17 protein-coding genes are annotated in these 15,306 nt (G+C 44.5%); 3 read left to right on the top strand and 14 right to left on the bottom strand.

Annotated elements, in window-relative coordinates; all coding sequences use genetic code 11:
• Positions 1–4 precede the first annotated feature (4 nt).
• The 11 genes from tolR to KW060_RS01395 all read right to left on the bottom strand — a co-directional run bounded on the left by tolR (position 5) and on the right by KW060_RS01395 (position 6,994).
• Positions 5–445: a protein TolR gene (gene tolR, locus KW060_RS01445; RefSeq protein WP_249036700.1), complete on the bottom strand. Its 441-nt coding sequence runs from the start codon at positions 443–445 to the stop codon at positions 5–7.
• Positions 445–1,203 carry a protein TolQ gene (gene tolQ / locus KW060_RS01440; RefSeq protein ID WP_249036699.1) on the bottom strand — a complete coding sequence of 253 codons (759 nt, stop codon included), beginning with the start codon at positions 1,201–1,203 and terminating at the stop codon, positions 445–447. Before tolQ ends, tolR begins: the two co-directional genes overlap by 1 nt.
• A gap of 28 nt (positions 1,204–1,231) precedes the next feature.
• Positions 1,232–1,642, bottom strand: a complete 411-nt coding sequence (ybgC, locus tag KW060_RS01435) for a tol-pal system-associated acyl-CoA thioesterase (protein WP_249036698.1) — start codon at positions 1,640–1,642, stop codon at positions 1,232–1,234.
• A gap of 32 nt (positions 1,643–1,674) precedes the next feature.
• Positions 1,675–2,718 carry a Holliday junction branch migration DNA helicase RuvB gene (ruvB, locus tag KW060_RS01430; protein WP_249036697.1) on the bottom strand — a complete coding sequence of 348 codons (1,044 nt, stop codon included), beginning with the start codon at positions 2,716–2,718 and terminating at the stop codon, positions 1,675–1,677.
• Positions 2,715–3,314 (bottom strand): Holliday junction branch migration protein RuvA, encoded by a 600-nt coding sequence (gene ruvA, locus KW060_RS01425; protein WP_249036696.1) that lies wholly within the window; start codon positions 3,312–3,314, stop codon positions 2,715–2,717. Before ruvA ends, ruvB begins: the two co-directional genes overlap by 4 nt.
• Entirely contained in the window at positions 3,311–3,877 is a 567-nt protein-coding gene (gene ruvC, locus KW060_RS01420; RefSeq protein ID WP_249036695.1) for a crossover junction endodeoxyribonuclease RuvC, read from the bottom strand. Before ruvC ends, ruvA begins: the two co-directional genes overlap by 4 nt.
• Positions 3,874–4,623: a YebC/PmpR family DNA-binding transcriptional regulator gene (locus KW060_RS01415; RefSeq protein ID WP_249036694.1), complete on the bottom strand. Its 750-nt coding sequence runs from the start codon at positions 4,621–4,623 to the stop codon at positions 3,874–3,876. Before KW060_RS01415 ends, ruvC begins: the two co-directional genes overlap by 4 nt.
• 101 nt (positions 4,624–4,724) lie before the next feature.
• Positions 4,725–5,540: a TIGR00282 family metallophosphoesterase gene (locus KW060_RS01410; protein ID WP_249036693.1), complete on the bottom strand. Its 816-nt coding sequence runs from the start codon at positions 5,538–5,540 to the stop codon at positions 4,725–4,727.
• A 4-nt stretch (positions 5,541–5,544) separates the two neighbouring features.
• Positions 5,545–6,105 (bottom strand): 5-formyltetrahydrofolate cyclo-ligase, encoded by a 561-nt coding sequence (locus KW060_RS01405; protein ID WP_249036692.1) that lies wholly within the window; start codon positions 6,103–6,105, stop codon positions 5,545–5,547.
• A 236-nt stretch (positions 6,106–6,341) separates the two neighbouring features.
• On the bottom strand, positions 6,342–6,659 hold the full coding sequence (locus tag KW060_RS01400) for a cell division protein ZapA (protein ID WP_249036691.1): 318 nt from the start codon (positions 6,657–6,659) through the stop codon (positions 6,342–6,344).
• Positions 6,660–6,676: 17 nt separating this feature from the next.
• Positions 6,677–6,994: a hypothetical protein gene (locus KW060_RS01395; RefSeq protein ID WP_249036690.1), complete on the bottom strand. Its 318-nt coding sequence runs from the start codon at positions 6,992–6,994 to the stop codon at positions 6,677–6,679.
• 289 nt (positions 6,995–7,283) lie between these two features.
• Here KW060_RS01395 and tkt point away from each other — a divergent pair, with 289 nt between their 5' ends.
• The 3 genes from tkt to KW060_RS01380 are packed head-to-tail and all read left to right on the top strand — an operon-like array spanning position 7,284 to position 11,506.
• On the top strand, positions 7,284–9,257 hold the full coding sequence (gene tkt, locus KW060_RS01390; RefSeq protein WP_249036689.1) for a transketolase: 1,974 nt from the start codon (positions 7,284–7,286) through the stop codon (positions 9,255–9,257).
• A 23-nt stretch (positions 9,258–9,280) separates the two neighbouring features.
• A complete protein-coding gene (gap, locus tag KW060_RS01385; RefSeq protein ID WP_249036688.1) occupies positions 9,281–10,288 on the top strand; it encodes a type I glyceraldehyde-3-phosphate dehydrogenase in 1,008 nt (335 codons plus the stop codon).
• Positions 10,289–10,294: 6 nt separating this feature from the next.
• On the top strand, positions 10,295–11,506 hold the full coding sequence (locus tag KW060_RS01380; RefSeq protein WP_249036687.1) for a phosphoglycerate kinase: 1,212 nt from the start codon (positions 10,295–10,297) through the stop codon (positions 11,504–11,506).
• A gap of 58 nt (positions 11,507–11,564) precedes the next feature.
• Here KW060_RS01380 and KW060_RS01375 read toward each other — a convergent pair whose 3' ends face one another.
• The 3 genes from KW060_RS01375 to KW060_RS01365 all read right to left on the bottom strand — a co-directional run bounded on the left by KW060_RS01375 (position 11,565) and on the right by KW060_RS01365 (position 15,225).
• A complete protein-coding gene (locus KW060_RS01375) occupies positions 11,565–12,368 on the bottom strand; it encodes a GNAT family N-acetyltransferase (RefSeq protein WP_249036686.1) in 804 nt (267 codons plus the stop codon).
• On the bottom strand, positions 12,365–12,922 hold the full coding sequence (locus KW060_RS01370; RefSeq protein WP_249036685.1) for a TetR/AcrR family transcriptional regulator: 558 nt from the start codon (positions 12,920–12,922) through the stop codon (positions 12,365–12,367). The genes KW060_RS01375 and KW060_RS01370 overlap by 4 nt, the downstream gene beginning before the upstream one ends.
• Positions 12,923–13,029: 107 nt before the next feature.
• Entirely contained in the window at positions 13,030–15,225 is a 2,196-nt protein-coding gene (locus tag KW060_RS01365; protein ID WP_249036684.1) for a TonB-dependent receptor plug domain-containing protein, read from the bottom strand.
• Positions 15,226–15,306 lie beyond the last annotated feature (81 nt).

Raw genomic sequence — 15,306 nt, 5'->3', positions numbered from 1 at the left:
TTAATTACCTCGCCGGATCAGTGACCATGGCCACCCTTGAAAATCCGTTACCGTTTAAAAGCCCCATGACTTCCATCACGCGGCCATAACTTACCCCCTCGTCACCATGAACATAAATGCGGTCTTCTTTACGGTTTTCAAAAATCACCGTAATACGCGGCACAAGTTGTTCAAGGCGTACTTCTTCGTCCTGAAGATATATTTTACCCTCACCATCAATGGTGATGGAAAGCGGCGTATTATTTTCCGGCAAATTGTTTGCCTGACTATTCGGCAGATCAATCGGAACACCCACTGTTAAAAGTGGCGCCGTCACCATAAACACAACAAGCAACACAAGCATCACGTCCACAAATGGCGTCACGTTAATTTCGCTCATTTGCTGATGGCGTTTTGAAAAACCGGTGCGGTGACCGCTGCCACCTTTATTGCCGTGCATTTGCATTAATGGTGCTCCTCTTCCATCTGACGGGATAGAATGGTGCCAAACTCTTCTGCGAAACCTTCCATACGGTTTGCATAACGCCCAAGATCATTCGATAGAACGTTATATGCAACAACCGCCGGGATCGCGGCCACAAGACCCATTGCCGTCGCGGCGAGTGCCTCGGCAATACCGGGGGCCACAACCGCAAGCGATGAATTATTACTTGATGCGATCGATTGGAAACTGTTCATGATACCCCAAACGGTACCAAACAGACCAATAAACGGCGCCGTTGAACCAACGGTTGCAAGCACACTTAAATAATGTTCAAGTCGCTCCATTTCGCGGCTAACTGTCACATGCATCACACGGTAAATACGTTCTTGTGCACCCATGGCAATTTTACCTGTACGGTTTGTTGTCGAGCGTTGCCATTCACGCATGGCAGACACAAAAAGCATCGCAATCGGGTGATCCGGATTATGACGAGTACGGTCATAAAGATCTTCTAAGCTGTTGCCTGACCAAAATTCATTTTCAAAATCATCGGCCTTTTCACGAACTTCGCGTAGGCGTTTATATTTGTCATAAATAATCGCCCAACACCAGACAGACGCGCCCAAGAGCATCAGCATCACACTTTGAACAACAAAGTCAGCCTGCATAAACATGCCAAAAAATGTAAAATCTGGCGCTGCGGCAGCTGTACCGCCCAGATCAACTGCCTCTACTGCGTCAATTGCGCCGGCCGCACTTGGTGCTACTTCTTCTTCCATTTCCGTTCCCTACTAACAAATTCAATAATTATATTTTTAATTTCTCTTTTATTGCCCCCGGCAATCGTTTTGCTTTTCCGTCTTGACCGACAGATGCTATTTTAATCATTCCTGTGACCAAAATATGATCATCAAGTGTAATATCCTGTTTGATGATTACACTGGCACCGCCAAGCTTTGTAATTTCGCTTTTGACCACCAGATGGTCGTCAAACCTTGCGCCTTTATTAAAATCAATTTCGGCGCGTTTCACAACGAAGGCAACATCATCGGAATGGTTATAATCTAACATCTCTGCCTGATCAATACCCAGAACCCGCAGCATTTCAGAACGGGCCCGTTCCATGTATTTTAAATAATTGGCGTAATAAACAACGCCCCCTATATCTGTGTCTTCATAATAAACACGGATAGGAAAATGATGTATTTTGTCCTTCATAACCCCAGAATGTGGCAAAATTTCAGTCATTATTATTTTTTTGCCTCTTCATCCAACAGATTAAGTTGGTTTGTTTCAAAATTCTTTGGCGCCGTAAGCCCGATATGATCAAAGGCCATCGGCGACAACATGCGACCACGTGGCGTACGCTGCACAAGTCCTTTTTGCATCAAATATGGTTCAATAATATCTTCGATCGCATCGCGCGGTTCACTTAATGCCGCAGCCAGTGTTTCAATCCCAACTGGACCGCCACCATAACTTTCACCGATACAGCGCAGATATTTATGATCCATCGCATCCAATCCGTGGGCGTCCACTTCTAATCTCTGCAGCGCACTATCGGCTTTTTCCGCCGTCACGGCACCACCACCATCAACAAGGGCGAAATCAGCAACCCGCCTTAGAAGTCTTCCTGCAATTCGGGGCGTGCCACGGGCACGTCTTGCAATTTCTAGGGCGCCGTCCGTTGTCATTTCCACACCAAGAACGCGTGCCGCACGGCTTACGATTTTTTCGAGATCCTCTGGTTCATAGAAATTAAGACGCGTCGGAATACCGAAACGATCCCGAAGCGGTGTTGTTAAAAGGCCCGACCTTGTTGTGGCACCAACAAGCGTAAAGGGCGGCAGATCAATTCGTACCGAACGCGCGGCTGGCCCCTCACCAATAATTAGATCAAGATGGAAATCTTCCATCGCCGGATAAAGAATTTCTTCCACAGCAGGATTAAGGCGGTGAATTTCATCAATAAAAAGAATATCGTTTTCTTCCAAGTTGGTAAGAAGTGCGGCAAGATCACCGGATTTTGAAATCACCGGCCCCGCTGTTGCACGGAAATTAACCCCCAGTTCCCGGGCCATAATCTGCGCCAATGTCGTTTTCCCCAGTCCCGGCGGACCAAAGAAAAGAACATGATCAAGGGCTTTACCGCGCGCTTTTGCAGCTTCGATAAAAACTTTTAAATTTTCACATGCTTTACGCTGGCCAATAAATTCACCAAGGGTCGATGGTCTGATCGACGCATCAAAATCGCCCTGTAATTCACTGCCGCTGATTAATCTGTCTTCGCTCATTTCGCGAGCTCCTTAAGACCAAGACGGATTAATGTCTGAACATCATCATCTGCGCCTTCATTCAGCGCTTTATTCACAACGGTAAAAGCTTCCGCCTGTTTATATCCAAGGTTCGTTAGCGCCGATACTGCATCACCAAGCGAACTTGATTTTGCAGGTTTGCCACTTTCGGCCTTAACAGGGGCAAGGGCGAATTTCGCGACCTTGTCTTTAAGTTCATTAACAATACGTGTTGCCAGTTTTGGACCAACACCGCTTGCCTGCCCCACCACGGTTTTGTCTTGCGCCGCAATTGAATTTGAAAGTTCATCCGGATTTACCGCAGAAAGAATAGCAAGCGCCACTTTTGCCCCGACGCCTTGCACGGATTGTAATAATGTGAACCAATCTCTCTCAAGTTCAGTGGCAAAACCAAATAAATGGAAATGATCTTCGCGGATATGGGTTTCGATCAATAATGTGACCTCTTCACCAAGGCCATTTAATTTATCAAGCGTTCTGGAAGAACAAAAAACATAATAACCAACACCGTTTACATCGACAATGCACCAGTCATCACCAAAACTGTCTAATAATCCCCTTAATTTGGCAATCAATGTCGGCTCCCCTTCATAATTATTTGCGCGCCGCTTCCCTTTACACCGCTTCCTTTTATTGCTTCGCTTAACCGGCCATGTGCACCACCACTGTGGGCATGACATATGGCAACCGCAAGCGCGTCTCCGGCGTCTTCGCCGTTTATCTTAACACCCGGTAACAAAATGCCAAGCATTGCGGTCACTTGTTCTTTTCCAGCATGTCCAGAACCAACCACAGATTTTTTAATATGGTTTGGCGAATATTCCGAAACCGGAATCCCGGATAACGCCGGCACCAATAATGATACACCGCGCGCCTGCCCCAGTTTTAATGTTGAATTTGGGTTTTTATTAACGAATGTTTCTTCAACGGCGGCGGAAACAGGTTCCCAATCAGATATCACCTGACCTAATCCGTCGTAAAGTTGAACCAAACGTTCCGCGAGTGATAAATTAGCGTCAGATTTAACAATGCCATTTGCAACGTGACTAAGGCGGGACCCTTCAACATCAATGATGCCCCAGCCGGTTTTTCTAAGACCCGGGTCCAACCCTATTAAACGTTGTCGGCCTGTTGTCACGCGCCAAGTTTCTCCATCACATCGTCAGGAATATCATAGTTACCATATACGTTTTGAACATCATCAAGATCCTCTAGCACATCAAGCATCTTCATCAGCTTTGTTGCGCCTTCCAGATCAAGTTCGATTGTATTTTGTGCTTTCCAGATCAGTTTTGCTGATTTTGGCTCTTCGCCAACCGCTTCTGTAAGCGCAGATGACACTGTGTTGAGATCTTCCATCGCACATGTAATTTCATGTGTATTTTCATCAGATTCAACATTATCGGCGCCAGCCTCAAGCGCCTGTTCAAACATGTCGTCTGCTGAAACATTGCTTTCTTCGAAAATGATTTCGCCAACCTTATCAAACTGGTAAGATACGCTTCCTGTTTCACCAAGGTTGCCGCCATTTTTTGAAAATGCAGTACGGATTTCAGTTACCGCACGGTTACGGTTATCGGTAAGACTTTCAACGATAATCGCTGTTCCAGCCGGACCAAATCCTTCGTAGCGGATTTCTTCATAGTTATCGCTATCGCCGCCTTGTGATTTATTAATCGCACGTTGGATATTATCTTTCGGCATACTGTTTGAACGCGCGTTTTGTACCGCAAGACGAAGACGCGGGTTCGCATCCAGGTCTGGTCCGCCCATTTTCGCAGCAACGGTAATTTCTTTTGATAACTTACTGAATAGTGAGGAGCGTTTTTTATCCTGCGCCCCTTTTCTGTGCATAATATTTTTAAACTTGGAATGGCCTGCCATTTTCTTCTCTCTTAATCACCCTGAGACGGGTCTGATTTTGTGATAATTTTGTGTATGAACCCTTGATAAACCAACGAGTCCCATTTGTGAACCGTTTTTCACTAATTTTCAGGAAAAGTTTCCTTTAAACGTCCACCAAGACGGATTGGATCAATGCGTGTGGCATGGCCTGTTTTATCATCTGTTTCAACATATACACCGCAAAGTGTGGCTTCACCCAATGCCGGACTATAGCGGTCCGCGCGCATTTTCTTGGTAAAACGGTTAATTGGTTCCACTTTATCCATGCCGATCACACTGTCATAATCACCGCACATGCCCGCATCCGTTTGATACGCAGTACCGCCATCAAAAATTTGCGCATCTGCGGTTGGAATATGGCTATGAGTTCCCACAACCAGCGACGCTCTTCCATCAAGGTATTGGCCCATGGCCATTTTTTCCGATGTCGCTTCCGCATGCATATCCACAAGAACGAATTTCACGGCACTACCAAGCGGGTATTTTTTTAATTCCTGATCCACCGCTTTAAATGGGTCATCTAGCGGGTCCATAAACACACGCCCCATTGCATTCACGACAAGCATTTTACGGCCGCGGTTATCTTCGACAATGACTGAACCTTTGCCAGGCGTACCTTCTGGGTAATTGATCGGGCGGATCATGCGTTTTTCCGTATTGATATATGTTTTGGTTTCTTTTTGGTCCCAGACATGGTTGCCCGTCGAAATGACATCAACGCCATTTTCAAAGAGTTCGTTTGCGATTTTGCCGGTGATACCAAACCCTGCCGCCGCATTTTCACCATTTACCACGATAAAATCGGGTTTCAGACGTTCTTTAATTTCCGGCAATCTTTCAAGCACGACATTTCTGCCGCTTCGTCCCATGATATCGCCTAAGTAAACTACTTTCACCGTGTTAAACCCTATAAAATTCTTTTTCAGTTACAATCATATCCAGTCGCTGATCATAATCATCCATTGGCACCTGATCAATCTTTTGCCCTTCATAAGCAATCCCCACTGCAATCAAATCTGCATTTTCAGCACGTAATTTGGATAAGGTGCGATCATAAAAGCCACCACCATAACCAAGACGACCACCATTTTCATCAAAGGCAAGAAGCGGAACTAGAATGACTTCTGGCGTCACAACATCTTCCGCACTTTCTTTTGTGCCAAAAGGGCCGTCTTTAAGTTCCGACCTCATATCCCATGACCGAAATTCAAGTGGTTTATCATCACCAACAATACCCGGCAGCGCTATTGGAAAACGTGCGGTATGGAGCGCCTTTAACGTTACCATCAAATCAAGTTCATCCTGAATAGGGACATATCCGGCAACGGTTTTTACCTCGTCCAATTCTTCCATCATGATGATTTTTGACGCAATCAATCTTGCGGCCATACCGCCATCATTATCACGTGCTTCCTTGCGTTTGATTTTCGCGTTTTTTCTTAAATCTGCTTTATCGATCATTTTTTAAATTCTTTAAATTATGAAGGTGCGGGACCGATCGGCCGTGAATTCTATTTTATCCTCCAGAACCTAATACGTATAGGTGGGCGCCGCGATAATAAGGCCACGACCCTAACAGAGGCAGCTCCCGATGGAGAATTATCGCCCCGGGGATAATATGAGACACCAACAGAGCAGTACCCGCAGCCCTTATTTAATGATTATTGAATGCAAGAGCAATGCGAAGTTCAGATATTTTAGGAAGCTTCCAACGATTTGGCTATTTCTTCAATTTTCAGGATCGCCTTGCCCATGGCCACATCCATGCGTTTAAGTTCCGCGTCCGCCTCAGCATTTGATGGCATTTCCCCATCATTTAAATCCTGAAGTTCATCCGCAAGCATGATGGATGTCATTAATAAAAGCCTTGTATCCCCAACCTTTCCAAGGTGTTCCTGTAAAACGGATGCACGCTTATCAACATAAGATGCAAGTTCAAGAAGTCTGTCTTCACCACCATCCTGACAGGCAAGATGATGTTCCTGATTATTAAATGAAACGGTAACCTGACCCATGATTTTTGCCTTTCTGATTAATGCGCGTTTTGATCAGCAATGATGCTGTCGAGCTGTTTTATCATCAACCCCATTTCTTTTTCCGCCGAGTCGCCCGCCTTTTCGAGGTGCTCAACACGCTCTTCCAGCTTTTCGACATTGGCGCGGGCCACCTCGAGTTCACGGGTTAAAGCACGATTTTCTTTTTCAAGTTGATGGATAAAATCGGCCTGTTCACTAGAGCCAGACTGGCCTATCGCCTTATTTGAGGCAATTGCTTTTTCAAGTCTTCCTAAAACTTCCTCTAGTGCCATCACGGTTTTTTCCGCGGAAAGTCGCGTTTCATTCTGTGACATTTCTAAAATCCCAATATTTATTTTTTTCTTTATTTTTCGCACTCATGCTAGCAACATTTTAAGAAAAAAATCCACCAAAAAGCTAGATATTGTAGAAAACGAGCAAAAAAAGTGAAAAGTTCGCACAAAATCTGCTATTTTTCGCACAAGAATATTGACCCAAGGCCCAAGAAAGTCCATTGTGCGCCCATAAAATTCAGATAGGAATTTTTGTTTGAACTGGTTCGATATTTTTCCCGAAATTTTTCGGGTAAAAATTAAAATATTTTATAAGGCTTTTTTTAAAAAAATGACTGCGTCAAAAAGGGAAATGGCAAACGCAATTCGTGCACTTAGCATGGATGCGGTTCAGGCAGCCAAGTCTGGACATCCCGGAATGCCAATGGGAATGGCTGATACAGCCACTGTACTTTTCACAGAATTCATGAAATTTGACCCAAGCTGGCCAGAATGGCCGGATCGTGACCGATTTATTCTGTCAGCTGGACATGGTTCCATGCTGATCTATTCCCTGCTTTATTTGACAGGTTATAAAAACCCAACAATTGAAGACATCAAAAACTTCCGTAAACTGCATCAACCATGTGCGGGGCACCCTGAATTTGGTGAAGCACCGGGTATTGAAATGACAACTGGCCCACTGGGTCAGGGTATCGCAACATCCGTTGGTTTTGCAGCAGCTGAAAAATTAAGCGCTGCACGTATGGGTGATGTTGTTGATCATTACACATATGTGATTGCTGGTGACGGTTGCTTAATGGAAGGCGTTTCACAAGAAGCGATCTCACAAGCAGGTCACCTTAAGCTTGGTAAATTGATCGTTCTTTGGGACGACAACAGCATCTGTATTGACGGTGAAACAGACATGACAACGTCTGATGATCAGCTAAAACGTTTTGAAGCGTCAAACTGGCATACAATTGCCGTTGATGGTCATGACACGGACGCTGTTGCAGCCGCACTTAAAGCGGCACAAGACGATGATCGTCCATCGCTGATCGCATGTAAAACAACAATTGGTTACGGTTCACCGAACAAGGGTGGCACATCCGCAACCCACGGCGCACCACTTGGTGACGAAGAAATCGCAGCAACGCGTGAGTTTTTGAACTGGCCACATGATCCGTTTGTTGTTCCAGATGATGTGCTTAAAGCATGGCGCGAAGCGGGCGCACGCGGTGCTTCTGCATCTGCGGCATGGAAAGAAAAATTTGAAGCCCTTGCTGACGATGTAAAGGCAGACTTTAACCGTCGCCTGAATAAAGACCTTCCGGCTGACCTTGTTCCTGCGATTAACGCATACAAAAAAGATCTGGCTGAAAACCCGGTTGGGCCAGCAACGCGTATCGCATCGCAAATGGCGCTTGAGGTGATCAACCCAATCATGCAAGAAACAATCGGTGGTTCTGCGGACCTTACCGGGTCAAACATGACCCTGACAAAGGACCTAAGTCCGATCAAACCAGATGATTTCACTGGCCGTTACATGTATTACGGTGTGCGTGAATTTGGTATGGCTGCAGCGATGAACGGCATGGCGCTTCATGGTGAATATATGCCATATGGCGGTACGTTCATGGTGTTTACAGATTATTGTCGTCCGGCAATTCGCCTAAGTGCTCTTATGGAACAACGCGTTGTATACGTGATGTCACATGACAGTATCGGCCTTGGCGAAGACGGCCCGACCCACCAACCGATTGAACATCTGGCAAGCCTTCGTGCGATGCCGAACGTGAATGTATTCCGTCCTTGTGATGCGATTGAAACGGCTGAATGCTGGCTCGCAGCACTTGAAGACAAAGACACACCATCGATCCTTGTGCTGACCCGCCAGGGACTTAAGCAAGCACGCCTTGAACATACAGATGAAAATCTATGTGCCAAGGGCGGTTACGTGATCAGTGAAGCAAGCAGTGACGCCAAAGTTACAATCATTGCCACTGGTTCCGAAGTTGAAATTGCGATCGAAGCACAAGCCGAGCTTGAAGCAGACGGCACGCCAACTCGTGTTGTTTCTATGCCTTCGACAGAAACATTTGATGCTCAACCTGCGGATTACCAAGACAGTGTTCTTGGAAATACATCTGTATATGCATCTATCGAAGCGGGAAGCACATACGGCTGGGACAAATATGTTGGCCGTAACGGTGTTAAGATCGGTATTGACGAATTTGGTGCTTCTGCCCCGGCAAAAGACCTATACAAACATTTTGGTGTAACGAAAGAAAACCTCGTTTCACAAATCAAAGCGAAATTATAATTTATTAACTGGAGAATATAATCATGGCAATTCGTGTTGCAATTAACGGTTTTGGTCGTATTGGCCGCCTTGCGCTACGTGGAATTTATGAAAGCGGTCGTGACGACGTAAAAGTTGTTGCTATTAACGACCTTGGTGATGTTGAAATGAACGCTTACCTTCTTAAGCGTGACAGTGTTCATGGCCCATTCCCATTTGACGTTTCTGTCGAAGGCAGCAATATCAAAATTGGTGACGACGTGATCGCAGTATCTGCTGAACGTAATCCTGCTGACCTTCCATGGGGTGAGCTTGATGTGGATATGGTTTATGAATGTACTGGTTTCTTTGCTGACAAAGATAAATCACAAGCACACATCGACGCTGGCGCTAAGAAAGTACTTATTTCTGCACCGGCATCAGGCGTAAGCAAAACAATCGTTTATGGTGTTAACCACGAAACAATCGAAGCGGGCGATACTGTTATTTCAAACGCGTCATGTACAACAAACTGTCTTGCACCGGTTGCACAAGTTCTTAACGAAACTGTGGGCATCGAAAAAGGTGTAATGACAACAGTTCACGCATACACAGGTGACCAACGCGTACTTGATACACTTCACAGTGATCCACGCCGCGCCCGTGCATGTGGCCTAAGCATGATCCCAACATCAACTGGTGCTGCCCGTGCGGTTGGTCTTGTGCTTCCTGAACTTGCTGGCAAGCTAGACGGTACTTCAATCCGCGTACCTACACCGAATGTGTCACTTGTTGACCTAACATTCGTTGCTAAGAAAGACACAACGGTTGAAGAAATCAACGCAGCGATTAAAGAAGCTGCAAATGGCCGCCTTAAAGGTGTGCTTGGTTATGTTGAAGAGCCAACAGTTTCTATCGACTATAACCACGATCCACACAGCTCAAGCTTTGACGCTTCACAAACTGCGGTTATGGATGGCAACCTTGTACGTATCCTTACTTGGTACGATAACGAGTGGGGCTTTGCGAACCGTATGTCTGATACAGCTGTTGTGCTTCACAACGCCGGCTAAGTCATAATGACAAAATTCAGAAACATTGAAAGTCTGGGCGCGCTTGCTGGCAAGCGCGTCCTTCTTCGTGCTGACCTAAATGTACCGATGAAACTTGATGATGACGGTAACCGCGTTGTCACCGACGACACACGCATTAAATCAGTAACCCCAACCATTATGGCACTTGCTGAGGCCGGCGCACGCGTTCTTGTGTTATCTCATTTCGGTCGCCCTAAAGGCGAACGCGTTCCAGAAATGTCGCTAGAACCACTTGGTCAACCATTGGCCAATGCAACACGCCTTCCGGTTTCATATATTGATGACTGTATTGGTGACGAAGTTGGTGAAGTAATCGACGCCATGGAAGACGGTGCAGTTCTTCTTCTTGAAAATGTTCGTTTTTATAAACAAGAAACAGATAACGATGCTGACTTCGCAGAAGCCCTTGCGGCAAATGCTGATTTTTATGTGAATGACGCATTCTCATGTTGTCACCGCGCCCATGCATCAACAGAGGGCATAGCAAAGATTTTACCATCTGCGGCTGGTCTTGCCCTTGAAAAAGAACTGAACGCCCTTGAAGGCGCGCTTGGTTCACCGGTTCATCCTGTAGCGGCCCTTGTGGGCGGTGCAAAAGTTTCAACGAAACTTGATGTGCTTACGAACCTCGTGGAAAAAGTTGATCATCTGATCATTGGTGGCGGTATGGCCAACACATTCCTTGCGGCGCAAGGTGTGGATGTTGGAGCATCCCTTTGTGAACATGATCTGGCGGACACAGCAAAAAATATTCTGGCAAATGCAGATAAAGCAGGATGTAAAATCCATCTGCCAAGCGATGTTGTTCTTGCGAAAGAATTTGCGGCAAACGCAGAAAACAGAACATCAGGCACAGATGATGTTGCTTCAGATGAAATGATCCTTGATGTCGGTGCAGCTTCTGCGGCGAACGTTGCTGAAGCGCTCGAAACCTGCAAAACGCTAATCTGGAACGGCCCAATGGGCGCGTTTGAAATTGAGCCGTTTGATGCGGCAACAGTTACTGTTGCCAAGGCGGCAGGATCACTCACTGAAAACGGAACACTTGTTTCTGTTGCTGGTGGTGGCGACACCGTCGCTGCACTTAACCATGCGGGCGTTGCTGAACAGTTCAGCCACATTTCAACAGCAGGCGGTGCATTCCTTGAATGGATGGAAGGAAAAGAACTTCCTGGCGTTCAAGTGCTACTGGCTTAATCAGATATAAATTCCTAGACAAAAAGCCGGGTCAATAACCCGGCTTTTTTTTGTGACTTTATTCACCAAAACTAACATCCAATATTCGTCGCTTACTTTTAAAGCCTGATTTTAAGATGGCTTTTTGTGCAGCAATGTTACCACTTTCCGTAGAACAAATTGGTTTCAAATCTCGTTTTCTGCAATCATGAAGCATCGCTTTCATAATTTCCGTTGCAATACCTTTACCCCGATAATCTGTGGCCACAACCATACCAAGATCGGCATAGGGTTTTTGGTTGGCGCTCGGTCTGGTTTCACCTGCGGCGATTAAATCTTCATTATTCCAAAGACCAAATAATTCACCGCTATCAATCCGTTCTTTATAATAACCACGCAACCATTCTTCCGGCGCGCCAATGGCAGCCACACCAAAATCAATTGCCGTTTCAAATTCATCCATATTTACAGGTTTGAAAACCATGCCTTTTGGAAAAATAGCTTTGTCCAAAACCTTTTCATCTGCGCATTCGTATAAATGAGCATTTACTGATACCGTTTTCTGATGATCCATCGTCAAAGATAAAAACAGCTCTTCCTGTGTTTCAACAACTGCTCCTTTGATATCCAGCTCACCAATTGCCTGTTTAAAGATTTCCTGATGATCATAATCAGCCGATACAATGAACTGCAGCATTTTATTTTCCGCATTAACGGCAATGCTTCCAATTAATTTATCCTGATGATAAATGCCATAATGATCAGCCATTGAAATAAAAACCATCCACATGCCATCAATGGGTGCAGAAATGCTTTTAAGATATTCACTTTTTAAATCAGCGACATCATCAATATTACATTTATTTATTACAAAGTTACTCATTTACCTGTGCCCTTATATCTTTCAAATAGCTGATTTTTCATTTCTTCGAGTGGGTAATTTTCAAATACTGATAATTCATGTAGGGCTATGCCATCGAGCTCAGCCAAAAACCCACGTGCAATTAATTTGGCGTCATTGATCCCTGCCTTTTCAAACATAATGACCGTTTGTTTTAAAAGTTCTTCTGCTCGTCTCGTAAGCGGTTCTTTTACGATTTCTTTTAAATCCGGCTGGAAAAGAAGGCTTAATTGAAAGGTCAGATATTCTTTGTTTTCCGTTAAAAATGCTATGAACTGATCAAGCGATGTTTTTAAAGTTTCTTCGAAACTTTCATCAGCTGTCATATCATCAGCCACAATCATCATTTGGTCCGTTGCCCGGTTAATAATCGCAAGAAGTAATTCTTCCTTACTTCGAAAATAATTATAGGTAAGCCCTTTTGAAACCCCGGCATCAATCGCAATCTGATTGATTGAAGTTTTGTGATACCCATTTACAGCAAACAGTTTTAAGGCCGTATCCAGAATTTTTTCTTTGCCAATTTTTTGACGCATATTACATCCATTTCATTAAAATGACCGAACGGTCAGTCATATTTAATTTCATGCGCGGGTTTTGTCAAGGTAATAAAAAAGCCCGGCTATTAACCGGGCCTTTCTTTTTAAAATGTTCCTTGTAATGATATGGTCAGTTCCGTCCAATTGGTTGTTTTCCGGTCCGTATGCCCAAAGCTTTCATTAAATCTTCTGTGGTCATTATAAAATGTGAATGTGGATGTGCTTCTGTTTTTCATAATATTTTCGAGCTGTACCGCAAGCTTGATGCCATCCATGACAATATATTCGGCGAAGGCCTCAAGTTTAAAATTCGGATTGGTTGGCCAGTGCCAATTGATATCACGCATTTCATAATCGCTTTTCCATTCACCGCTAAAGCCATAAGCAAACCCGATGTCCGTAATGTCATGACGGTAATTAAAGGTTAGCGTATGATCGGATGCAAACGGGAATTTAATGCTTTCGCCGGTAAACTGATCTGTGGCACGACGTTTCTCATAAGTATAATTGGTGCTGAATACGGCTTGGGGTAAACCAATAAAATCAAGACGTTTCGTGATGTTTAATTTGGCTCCGATCGATGATGCACGGTCAATATTCCCAGCTTTTGAGGTAAAATCAATCATGTCACGCAAGCCCGCTGTCGGTGGTAAGGTGAAAAATTGATCGGCCGTAATCACATCGCCTGATAAATTTTGATACTCTGTAAAATCCACTTGTGTGATGTGGTCTTCATAGGCACGGTAAAATCCTTCAATTGCAATTGACCCACCATCATTTGGCAAACGGTGTTCATATTGCGCCGTGAATTCCCAGACCTGTTCCGGGCGGATATTGGGATTACCGAACCTTAATACTTCTGCTTGTTGGTCATAACGGGTGACAAAATTCCCAAAATCAAGTTGGCTGACCTTTTGTTCAGCTGTGGCGCGGAACTGATCCTGATCGGAAATATCATATCGTAAATTAAAGCGCGGCTTGAAATATGTGAAACTGGTATCACGTCTTGTTGGCGTGCCGCCTGCAAACACGTTATCCGCAATAATGGTTGAAAATTCCGTCACAAGGGAGCTTTGCAAAACAAAGTTACTGGAAATATTATAAGTATGATTGGCAAAAACTTCGTACCTGTTTTCCTTAATCATCACTTCATCACTATTGATAAGCAGAAAATCTTCACTGGCCGCGTTGCGTTGATTTCTGACGAATGATTTATCATATGTATTAATGGCCACTTCACCACCAAATTCCAGTGACTGTTTTTCAGTAAGCCCTTTATTTAAGGATAGACGCAAAATCTTTTCTGACTTGCTCGTCACTTCTGTTTCATTCGTAGCTTCAAAATTGTCAGCATCGCTTCCTTTTGTCACGGACACTCTTTCCGAACCGTCATCACCGTTAATTACAAACAATGCTTTAAAGTTACCAAGTACGCCAAGATTTTTTGTATAATCACCACCAATTTCCCATTCATCAGATGACCCATCAATAAGACGAGAAACCGGGTTAAGTGCATTGGTCGTTTTATTACGGATTTCATAACCATCATTGCCACCCGGCGAATAAAGACCGTTTAATTGTAATTGACTGCCATCCGCGAACTGATAACCAAGATTGGTATTAAAAATAAAGCTATCCCACGCGAAACCGGCATCAACATTTTGTTCTGATGTCACATCACCTGTACTATTAAAGGCAGTCTCATCCCGATTATAAAAATAGCCACTATCTGACCGTTCAATACTGACATTATAATCAAGGCCGCTGACCGATCCGCTTCGGGATAGGGTAAATTCAGGTTTAGTATCCCTGCTGAAAGTTTTTAATGCTGATACTTTCCAGAATGTTGTGGCGTTGCTGCCACCTTCCTGCATCACTACATTGATAATAAGTCCCTGACTTTGAACATCAAGACCGTCCGCAACGCCTCGGATGATTTCAACGCGTTCAACTTGTTCCGCAGAAATTCGTGACAGTGTGTCTTCAATATTATTGGATTTACCAGCAAGACGTTTACCGTTCATCAAAATCTGATCACCGCCAGAACCAAATCCACGCTCACCCTGTCCTTCTGCGCCGCCGCTATATTGGTTACTGTTTTTATCAAGAATTTCTTTACCGCCTGGAATGATAAGCAGCATATCAAGAAGCGTTACGGCATTATAATTTGTAAAAAAATCTTTTTCGTAGGTAACTGTTGATCCATCCGCCGTGGTTTCAACCTTTTGCGCAAAGGCCATTTGACCAAACCCAAATACGGTTGTCATAAGTAGTGCGGTGAATTGATGTGACTTTTTCATAATACTGAACTTTCATTAAATTAATTGCGTTAAAGACATAAAAGCACAGCACCACCCTAAAAAGTGTGTCGAGAAATCAGT

This window comes from Pseudemcibacter aquimaris (assembly GCF_028869115.1).
Classification (GTDB): Bacteria; Pseudomonadota; Alphaproteobacteria; order Sphingomonadales; family Emcibacteraceae; genus Pseudemcibacter; species Pseudemcibacter aquimaris.
The sequence above is the reverse complement of the archived record's forward strand: the minus strand, read 5'-3'. Positions and strand labels throughout refer to the sequence as shown.

Excerpts from the sequence above, each read along its gene's own strand:
- gap (WP_249036688.1), top strand. The coding sequence starts at position 9,281 with ATGGCAATTCGTGTTGCAATTAACGGTTTTGGTCGTATTGGCCGCCTT.
- KW060_RS01370 (WP_249036685.1), bottom strand. The coding sequence starts at position 12,922 with ATGCGTCAAAAAATTGGCAAAGAAAAAATTCTGGATACGGCCTTAAAA.
- KW060_RS01395 (WP_249036690.1), bottom strand. The coding sequence starts at position 6,994 with ATGTCACAGAATGAAACGCGACTTTCCGCGGAAAAAACCGTGATGGCA.
- tkt (WP_249036689.1), top strand. The coding sequence starts at position 7,284 with ATGACTGCGTCAAAAAGGGAAATGGCAAACGCAATTCGTGCACTTAGC.
- ruvB (WP_249036697.1), bottom strand. The coding sequence starts at position 2,718 with ATGAGCGAAGACAGATTAATCAGCGGCAGTGAATTACAGGGCGATTTT.
- KW060_RS01375 (WP_249036686.1), bottom strand. The coding sequence starts at position 12,368 with ATGAGTAACTTTGTAATAAATAAATGTAATATTGATGATGTCGCTGAT.
- KW060_RS01405 (WP_249036692.1), bottom strand. The coding sequence starts at position 6,105 with ATGATCGATAAAGCAGATTTAAGAAAAAACGCGAAAATCAAACGCAAG.
- tolR (WP_249036700.1), bottom strand. The coding sequence starts at position 445 with ATGCAAATGCACGGCAATAAAGGTGGCAGCGGTCACCGCACCGGTTTT.
- tolQ (WP_249036699.1), bottom strand. The coding sequence starts at position 1,203 with ATGGAAGAAGAAGTAGCACCAAGTGCGGCCGGCGCAATTGACGCAGTA.
- KW060_RS01365 (WP_249036684.1), bottom strand. The coding sequence starts at position 15,225 with ATGAAAAAGTCACATCAATTCACCGCACTACTTATGACAACCGTATTT.
- KW060_RS01400 (WP_249036691.1), bottom strand. The coding sequence starts at position 6,659 with ATGGGTCAGGTTACCGTTTCATTTAATAATCAGGAACATCATCTTGCC.
- KW060_RS01415 (WP_249036694.1), bottom strand. The coding sequence starts at position 4,623 with ATGGCAGGCCATTCCAAGTTTAAAAATATTATGCACAGAAAAGGGGCG.
- ybgC (WP_249036698.1), bottom strand. The coding sequence starts at position 1,642 with ATGAAGGACAAAATACATCATTTTCCTATCCGTGTTTATTATGAAGAC.
- KW060_RS01380 (WP_249036687.1), top strand. The coding sequence starts at position 10,295 with ATGACAAAATTCAGAAACATTGAAAGTCTGGGCGCGCTTGCTGGCAAG.